The sequence below is a fragment of the Crocosphaera watsonii WH 8501 genome, assembly GCF_000167195.1.
Classification (GTDB): Bacteria; Cyanobacteriota; Cyanobacteriia; order Cyanobacteriales; family Microcystaceae; genus Crocosphaera; species Crocosphaera watsonii.
The window spans coordinates 1-8337 of record NZ_AADV02000177.1; the positions used below are offsets into that span (position 1 = coordinate 1).

The window sequence follows — 8337 nt, forward strand, 5'->3', positions numbered from 1 at the left end:
GGGCCCGGAAAAGGATTTAATTGGGTTTATTCCTTTAAAAAACCCTTTTAGGGGGTTAAAATTGGAGAAAAAAAAGCCCGAAGAATTTCCTAGGAATATTTGCTAGAGAAGGGAATTCCTTAAAAGGTAGCTAAAAAAACGAAAAGTATCTTATTCAAGAAAGAAGGAAAAGCTATCGGGAAAACAGGTTAAAATACCTTTAGGAAAAAATTTGGGAAATATAGAAGGACTTAATTCAAGCTGGGGCTTTTCCTGGAAAAATCTGAGTAAAAGACAGAAAAAATTGTCTAGAGACTATCAAAAAAGTTTATGAACAACAACAGTCAATGTGGGAGAATAAGACCCAGAGTGTTCCTCAAAGAATTGTAAGTTTAACTCAACCGCATATTCGTCCAATAGTGAGGGGAAAAGCAGGAAAACCAATAGAGTTTGGAGCTAAACTCTCAGTAAGCTGTGTAGATAACTATGTGTTTCTAGACAAAATAAGTTGGGAAAACTTCAATGAATCTTGTCATTTAAAAGAACAAGTAGAAAAGTATAAAGAAACGTTTGGCTATTATCCCGAATCCGTCCATGTAGATAAAATTTATCGAACTAGGGAAAACAGAAATTGGTGTAAGGAAAGAGGGATAAGAATCAGTGGTCCGAAGTTAGGAAGACCTCCGAAAAATGTCAGTGAAGAAGAAAAGAAACAAGCCCACTCCGATGAATGCTTCCGTAATGCTATTGAGGGAAAGTTTGGACAAGCTAAACGAAGATTTAGCCTAAATCTCGTGATGACAAAACTCCCTGAAACCTCCATTACATCTATTGCTATTACATTTTTAGTTGTCAATCTTTCTAAACTTCTGAGGCAGTTTTTGTCGCTTTTTTTGTCCTTATTTACTAATAATAGAACAGGAGAACTCATCAAACCGCCTTTCATTAATTTTGATTATACTTTAAATAATTTTTATGTACTAAAACTTATTGATTTGTCAGAAAATTCTTGGTCAAAAGTGGCATAAATTTTGGAGAAACTTTTTCAGCAAACCCTAATTAGTAACTTAATTCAATTAGTATTTATCTAAAACATAGAAAAATAATATATTTTTAGCATCAGTATAACTACCTGTTTAAATTTATTATTTATCTAAATTACTAAGTAAAATCACTATCTAGTTAATTTAGATAAACTAGCTAAAATTCTGCTGTAGGTAAACTATCAATAAGGGTAACAGAACGAAAAGAACGCCCTAATTGATATTCAGCATAATTTCTTAATAGATGTTCCACTTTTAACCAAGGAACAATGAAATCACTATCTAGAATAGTAGCCGGTAAAATTTTATATGGATGGGGTAAGGATGATTCATTTAAGTGTTGTAATATAGTTAGTTCTGTTGCTTTTAATCTCTGATTAATAATCGGTAAAACAATAGGATTAGTATTATTTTTTTCCTTATCTCTAATCCTTAAATTTATCAATCCCCCGGCATCAAAACTAAAGCCAACACACCAGCTAGGATCATGAAAATTAGGGTTTAATTCTTCTTGGGTAACACAACAACGATGAACTTGGGGTCCGATCCCTGCGATCGCCAATAAATGAAACACAGCTTGTGCTAAATATCCGTATAAACTCTCTGCTAACGACATCTTTTCTAACCGCCTTAAATGCTCGTTAAAAAGTTCATAAACTTCTACTTGAGGTAGATCATCTAAAGCTAAATTTAACACTAATTCGGCTAAATATTGGGCGGCTGCAAGCTTTCCTAAATCTTTACTTAACCCTGGATAAGATTCGAGGGTATTGGCCTGAGTAATTTTATCAAGAGATCGCCCTTTAGCTATTAGTAATTCATTGATAACGAATAATTCAGATCGTCCCCTCAATCTTGATTTTTGTTTTCTCGCCCCTGGTACAATAGCACGAATTAAACCATAATCAGGAGATAAAAGAGTTACTAAGCGATCGGCTTCTTGAAACGGTATTCCCTTTAAAATAATCCCTGTGGTTTGATAGGTTCGACTCATTTTTTTTCAGTTATTAATTATTCTTACTTCCCCTCATGTTCCCCTCCTGGGAGGAGTTAGGGGTGGGTGTGATAGGTTTAATTAAGTGCTGCTGGGTTTAATACTATTAAACCCCTAGATTATTTTAAACTGCTGATAAGCCTAACATTGCTTTTAAAGTAAAATAAAGCAGTGAAAAAGTACCGATACCAATGCCAACAACAGCGATCGCACTGACAGGATTTTTAAATAAAGGTTTAATCCAGTTAAAAAAGACGAAAAATACCCCTAGAGTAAAGCTAATCAGATAACGGGGGTAACGTGACACATTTTGAAAGAATTCTCCCATTAATTCACCTCTTTTTTCGTTGATTATTTATTATATTTTTGGCTATGCTACCATATCAGTAAACTATTCTAGCATAATTCAACCCACTCTAGGGACTATAGCAATCAGTTATCAGTTGTGAGAATTAAGTTTGAGTATAAGGGAATGCTGATCCCCCCTAACCCCCCTTAAAAAGGGGGGAACTGAAGAGGGTATATCGAGGTTCTCATGAATCATTTATGATTGCTATATTGTATTTATTAACCATTATTTTTCTGACCCTTAACTGATGATGAAACCTTGTTATTGTATTAACCCTTCTTGTAAACAACCTGATCATCCTGATAATAATAATACTCAAGTTATTTTGGAAAGATTGGATAAAATTGAAAAGCAATTACAAAAAAAAACCACTTCCTAAACCACCCAAACCAAAGAATAATAAATTAAGAAATGGATTAATTGCTGTTGGGGGAATTTTGTTATTATTAGCAGCATATCCTAGTTATATTTTTTGGCGTTATGGTTTTTCAGCAACGAACCCTTTATTACTTAATCGGAATAGTGATGAATTTATTTATAAAACATTGACTACTTCTGGAGGTGTTTATTCTATAGCATATAGTCCAGATGGGAAGTATTTAGCTAGTGGTGAGAATGATACTATCAAAATATGGGATATAGAAACAGGAAGAGTAGTTAGGACTTTAACAGGTGATCTTTCATGGGCTAGTTCCATAGTATATAGTCCAGATGGTAAATATTTGGCAGCTGGAGGTTATTTTGGAACTATCACAATTTGGCGAGTTGGACGATAAATGTTTTATTAGGTTAGATTATTTAGGGTGTTATTATTGTATTCGTAGGGGCTTAATAATATTAAGCCCAATGTTATTAAGCCCAATATTAATTATTATTTCTTGATTTTCATTGCGAGGGATAGAATTAATACTATAGTTTGATTTGTTTTCATTATTCCCCTTCTGCAATCTCTATTTTTCTGTTGGGTGGTGTTAGAGATAAATGAATTATAGTGAACTCCTATTGGATTATTTGAACACACCCCATCTAAATCAAAGATTATAGATGGGGATTCATTTCCACCCAGAAGCTTTTAGACTTCTAAGTGTCTCCAGAGTTACTGGTGTCCGCAGTGTATTTGTAGAACTTTTGCTAACAAATACCCTAGAGAAATACTTATCACCAATTAAGACAGAATACCAATATCTTGCTCCGATATTATATGAAGCTCCTAAATCAGCATTATATTGTTTACCAGATGGGAAAACGCATAAAGAATAATTCTTTTTATTACGTTTAACTTTCCCACTACCATCAAAGGCGTAAGCACTGGTGTATTTAGGGTTAATTGTTTGCACATTTCCCCCTAATTCTGCCCATCGGTCACTTAAAATCTCTACAATTTTTTGATGACACCATAAATGAAACTTTTGTCTCATTAAAGTGCCTTTCTTTCCAGCCTTAGCTTTCCATCCTGCTAAGTTTTCAATGACGATTACTTTGACATCATGAAGTAACGCAAACTCAATAATTTCTCTAGAAACTTTACGAGAGATTTCTAAATTGATATTACTTGACTTCCGATAAAGACCTCGACAAAAACCCTTAACAAACTTTTGTTTTGTCTTTTTATGAGTCTGTTTTGACTTTTGATTAATCATCATTCTGCGCTTATTTCGACGGTCTATGTCTCTAGCCGGATTGATAAATTTCCTAGCTTTTACAGTACCGTCTTGTCCGACAATCGAACAGGTAGCAGCATTATTAATGCCTAAATCTACGGAACAAACATAATCTGAATCCTCCTTTTTTACGGGTTTAATTTTAACTGGCATTGAAAGCTGACAAGTTTTAGAATTAACCACTAAAGCTGGAGACTTTAGTTGATTACCTATCACTTTATGTCGATTAAGTCCGTGACCTTTCACTGGGATTTCTTCTAACCAAACCCAATCTGAACCATTCCAAATTTTGAGAGAAACATTTCGATAATCATCGTTATATTTGACTTGTTGCCCTTTATATAAAGCAGGATAGGATTGACACATAGCTGTTAAACGAGGCGGTCTAACTTTTCTATATTTTCTTATCCCTGATTGCCATTCTCGATAACGAGTTTGAAAACTTGAAACAATCCCAAGGGCATCAGCTATAGCTGCTCTTCTCAAATAACTAGGAAACTTACGAAATGAGGGATATTTATCAATAACTTTTTGATAATATAAATATTTAATCTGGGTATTTTGGCTAGTTACATGGATAGATTTTTCTAGATAATTTACTTTCTCTTTATCTGTCAGATTTCCCATTAATTTCCATTCAGCATTAACAATAAAAACTAATGCCTTTAAAAATCTTCTATATTCAGCAACTGTCAACAATAATAACTTTTTCTCTACAGATTTTACCTTCAGTTTCCAGACATCTGTACGGAGCATGGAGTTCGGTTTTTTCTTTTTAGTTTTACGTTTGGTTTTAGACTTACCCATCATGACTAAAAAGCTTGTTGACTTAGGAACATATTAACATATATAAGGATGCTTCGCGTTTATTTATTGGTTTCGCTAACCTCATCTAAATTAAAAATTTTAGATGGGGACTGCGCGAAACGATTTTGTTCAACAAAAATGGTGGGTTACGACGGATTCTTATTTTCCTGTGATCACCTAAATTATAGCCGTCTAACCCACCCTACGCTAACTACCTAAAAATAATAAATCTCTGTTTATTCCTTCCCCTCCTGGGAGGGGTTAGGGGTGGGTTGACTTCTTACCTCATTACCTGGCCCCACTTTCCGACTGACCATAAGCTTGCCAAGCTAAGTCTAATAAACCATTAACAATAGCTGCTGCCACCACTGCGCTACCTTTACGACCATTAACGGTAATATGGGGAATTTGGGCATCGTTTAACCGTTCTTTAGCCACATCTGCCCCAATAAACCCGGCAGGAGTGCCGATCACCAAAGCTGGTTTAATCTCATCTTGTTCCACCAACTCTACCAAGGCAGTTAAGGCCGTTTGCGACTCTCCCACCACAAAAATAGCTTCGGGATAGCGTTTTGCTAAAGTTTCCACCCCCCAAGCGGTGCTAGTCTTCGTTTTCTGGGGACGGGTAATGGTTTGGGTGCCACAGTAAACAGCATTCGCAAAGGTTTCCTGAAGATTGGGAACAATACCCACCTGCACCATCGGCACATCCACAACAATAGTGCTACGGGCTGCCAAAGCAGCAGCCCCTGATTGCAAACCCTTCTCGGAAAAGCGAAGTAAAGAAAGATAGTCAAAGTCAGCAGTTTGATAAATCACCCGTCGTACAATTTCGTACTCCGCAGGGGAGAAAACCGTTTCGCCGATTTCCCGATCTATCATAGCTAGACTTTGAGCATCAGTAAGGTGCCATTCCATAGTTAACACAAAAATTATTAATTAAGTATTAGGATTGGAGGCGGAGGATTGATTTAAAAAAGGAGACAGATAAGCTACTAATACCCCTAAGGCAAATCCCATCACATTGCGGAACAAAGGTAACCAATCAGAGGTTCTAGTGACCACTGGGCCAATACCAAAGGCAATAAAGAGAATTCCCCATAATGGTGAAATAATCAGAACCCATTGCCAAGCAAACACTTGATCTGGTTTACGGGGTGTGCCGGCAAAACCAAACACTAAACCACCGACAATAGAAGTAACTAAAGTCAAAATCCATTGCTCTCTGGGTAAACCAGGGACAACTCCACAACCACCCTTGATTAAACACCCTTTAACTGTGCCTAATGAGTCCATAATGGAGCTATTCTCCCCATTATCCCGTATATAATACATATTACCAAAACGGGATTGTAATTCGATCCAGAAAGTTCTTGGTAGTAACTCATAAACGTCGTCCCCAATACTAAAGGAGAGGAGATTGCCTCCACGGGAATCAGCCACTAGGAGGATACTTTTGTCATCTAAACCCCAAAATTTGATCACCGCACGGCCAGGAGAGCGATCGTATTGGGTTAAAACACGGATTCTCCACCCGGTTTCCTGTTCAAAGCTTTCTATATCTTGAATCAAGGATTCTTCTTGGCGATCGGGGATAAAATTGGCTAAATCTACTACAGGGGTTACTTCATCTGGCAATAACTCAGGGTTATTGACCGCTAAGGCAGGGGAAGGGGAATATACTAAAATGGCAAAACTAAGAAGACAGACGAATAAGGAAGTTAAAAAGGATTTTAAGCCACGTTTTTGCATAAGATTTTACGATGGAACCGATTGTCAACACTTAAATGAATATTAATCAATTTTATATTTCTTTACACTTTTTTACATCCGAATTAAGATTGATCTTTTTCTGGGGTTCTTGAAGAAGAACGATTCCAGGTTTTCCAACCCACCTGAAACCCCCTCAGCAAGCGACGGGTTCCGGTTCGGACGTTTTTAATCTGTGTTTGGGTCTGATTCAGTCCGGTATCCACCTGTTTAACTATGTCTGAGGCACTTTTAACCCCACTATCGATCTCATCGGTTAATTCGGTGATTTCTAAGCCTGTGAGACGAATGGAGTGTAAGGTAGGGGGAAATTCTTTGTGCAGGGTATCAAACAATTTTTCTGCACTACGGGCTGCCCTGGCTATTTCTTGCAACACAGGGATGGCTACGATTAAAACCGTGGTTAAACTGACTGCCATTAGAATCAGAGAACAGCTAAGCCAAAATAGGGGATCACTTGTCATCCTAATTATTGTTGGAGGAGTTGGTTTGAGCAGTAATATCACGGGGAGAGTCCACGGGAGGGTTTTCTAGTTGGGTGGCCTCCATCCCTGCTGCGATCGCTTCTTTGAGTCGGGTTAAGGTTCCGTCCCAGTTTTTTTGTGCCGACTCGGAAAGGCGATCGGCTTGTAATTGTACCGTAGTAGATAAGTCTTCGGCCATTTCCGGCAGAGCATCGGCAGATTTTTTGATGATGCGTCGGGTTTCTTTTCCTGAACGGGGAGCTAACAAGAGTCCAGTGACGGTTCCTACCATACTACCAATGACTACACCCACCATGAATAAACCACTGTTATTATTTTTTGACATGATTTTACCTGTTACGTATAACAATCATTTTAGGCAGAATTCGCTTTATGATCATGACTTCTTAGTTTTTTTTCGGATCTATAGCAGTAGAAAAATTAGTTAGGACACATGAATTATATTTTATCCTAGACTGCGATCGCCTAACTCAAAGCTAAGGCTGACTTTCAGGGGCTGAAACCATGATTATTTCCTTAACAAAAAAAAGTTTTTCATCTACTCAATATTGCGTTTACATAGGGTTTGCTGAAAAAGTTTCTCCAAAATTTATGCCACTTTTGACCAAGAATTTTCTGACAAATCAATAAGTTTTAGTACATAAAAAATTGTTTAAAGTATAATCAAAATTAATGAAAAGCGGTTTGATGAGTTCCCCTGTTCTATTATTAGTAAATAAGGACAAAAAAAGCGACAAAAACTGCCTCAGAAGTTTAGAAAGATTGACAACTAAAAATGTAATAGCAATAGATGTAATGGAGGTTTCAGGGAGTTTTGTCATCACGAGATTTAGGCTAAATCTTCGTTTAGCTTGTCAAAACTTTCCCTCAATAGCATTACGGAAGCATTCATCGGAGTGGGCTTGTTTCTTTTCTTCTTCACTGACATTTTTCGGAGGTCTTCCTAACTTCGGACCACTGATTCTTATCCCTCTTTCCTTACACCAATTTCTGTTTTCCCTAGTTCGATAAATTTTATCTACATGGACGGATTCGGGATAATAGCCAAACGTTTCTTTATACTTTTCTACTTGTTCTTTTAAATGACAAGATTCATTGAAGTTTTCCCAACTTATTTTTTCTAGAAACATATAGTTATCTACACAGCTTACTGAGAGTTTAGCTCCAAACTCTATTGGTTTTCCTGCTTTTCCCCTCACTATTGGACGAATATGCGGTTGAGTTAAACTTACAATTCTTTGAGGAACAC

Annotated in this window: 8 protein-coding genes and 2 pseudogenes; 2 read left to right on the forward strand and 8 right to left on the reverse strand. The window is 36.8% G+C overall.

Annotated elements, in window-relative coordinates:
- Positions 1 to 133: 133 nt before the first annotated feature.
- A pseudogene (locus tag CWATDRAFT_RS27520) lies at positions 134 to 1007 on the forward strand (transposase); the annotation flags it as partial.
- A gap of 172 nt (positions 1008 to 1179) precedes the next feature.
- Here the strand turns inward: CWATDRAFT_RS27520 and recO are convergent.
- Complete coding sequence (gene recO / locus CWATDRAFT_RS27525; RefSeq protein WP_007308066.1) at positions 1180 to 2016, reverse strand: DNA repair protein RecO; 837 nt, start codon at positions 2014 to 2016, stop codon at positions 1180 to 1182.
- Positions 2017 to 2140: 124 nt separating this feature from the next.
- Positions 2141 to 2344 (reverse strand): DUF751 family protein, encoded by a 204-nt coding sequence (locus CWATDRAFT_RS27530; RefSeq protein WP_007308065.1) that lies wholly within the window; start codon positions 2342 to 2344, stop codon positions 2141 to 2143.
- A gap of 365 nt (positions 2345 to 2709) precedes the next feature.
- Here CWATDRAFT_RS27530 and CWATDRAFT_RS27535 point away from each other — a divergent pair, with 365 nt between their 5' ends.
- Positions 2710 to 3141: a WD40 repeat domain-containing protein gene (locus tag CWATDRAFT_RS27535; protein WP_007308067.1), complete on the forward strand. Its 432-nt coding sequence runs from the start codon at positions 2710 to 2712 to the stop codon at positions 3139 to 3141.
- A gap of 276 nt (positions 3142 to 3417) precedes the next feature.
- Here CWATDRAFT_RS27535 and CWATDRAFT_RS27540 read toward each other — a convergent pair whose 3' ends face one another.
- From CWATDRAFT_RS27540 to CWATDRAFT_RS34780, 6 genes and pseudogenes are all read right to left on the reverse strand, one after another.
- Entirely contained in the window at positions 3418 to 4836 is a 1419-nt protein-coding gene (locus tag CWATDRAFT_RS27540; protein ID WP_007308064.1) for an IS200/IS605 family accessory protein TnpB-related protein, read from the reverse strand.
- Between the two features lie 285 nt (positions 4837 to 5121).
- Complete coding sequence (locus tag CWATDRAFT_RS27545) at positions 5122 to 5751, reverse strand: precorrin-8X methylmutase (RefSeq protein ID WP_007308063.1); 630 nt, start codon at positions 5749 to 5751, stop codon at positions 5122 to 5124.
- Between the two features lie 21 nt (positions 5752 to 5772).
- Positions 5773 to 6585 (reverse strand): TPM domain-containing protein, encoded by an 813-nt coding sequence (locus CWATDRAFT_RS27550; RefSeq protein ID WP_007308062.1) that lies wholly within the window; start codon positions 6583 to 6585, stop codon positions 5773 to 5775.
- Positions 6586 to 6668: 83 nt separating this feature from the next.
- Positions 6669 to 7067, reverse strand: coding sequence for a hypothetical protein (locus tag CWATDRAFT_RS27555; RefSeq protein WP_007308070.1), 399 nt, complete (start codon positions 7065 to 7067; stop codon positions 6669 to 6671).
- Between the two features lies 1 nt (position 7068).
- Positions 7069 to 7413 carry a YtxH domain-containing protein gene (locus tag CWATDRAFT_RS27560; RefSeq protein WP_007308069.1) on the reverse strand — a complete coding sequence of 115 codons (345 nt, stop codon included), beginning with the start codon at positions 7411 to 7413 and terminating at the stop codon, positions 7069 to 7071.
- Positions 7414 to 7677: 264 nt separating this feature from the next.
- Positions 7678 to 8337 (reverse strand): annotated as a pseudogene (locus tag CWATDRAFT_RS34780) (IS5-like element ISCwa2 family transposase); the annotation flags it as partial.

Coding starts and splice junctions, on each gene's coding strand:
- CWATDRAFT_RS27555 (WP_007308070.1), bottom strand. CDS start 7,067: ATGACAAGTGATCCCCTATTTTGGCTTAGCTGTTCTCTGATTCTAATG.
- CWATDRAFT_RS27530 (WP_007308065.1), bottom strand. CDS start 2,344: ATGGGAGAATTCTTTCAAAATGTGTCACGTTACCCCCGTTATCTGATT.
- recO (WP_007308066.1), bottom strand. CDS start 2,016: ATGAGTCGAACCTATCAAACCACAGGGATTATTTTAAAGGGAATACCG.
- CWATDRAFT_RS27560 (WP_007308069.1), bottom strand. CDS start 7,413: ATGTCAAAAAATAATAACAGTGGTTTATTCATGGTGGGTGTAGTCATT.
- CWATDRAFT_RS27540 (WP_007308064.1), bottom strand. CDS start 4,836: ATGATGGGTAAGTCTAAAACCAAACGTAAAACTAAAAAGAAAAAACCG.
- CWATDRAFT_RS27545 (WP_007308063.1), bottom strand. CDS start 5,751: ATGGAATGGCACCTTACTGATGCTCAAAGTCTAGCTATGATAGATCGG.
- CWATDRAFT_RS27550 (WP_007308062.1), bottom strand. CDS start 6,585: ATGCAAAAACGTGGCTTAAAATCCTTTTTAACTTCCTTATTCGTCTGT.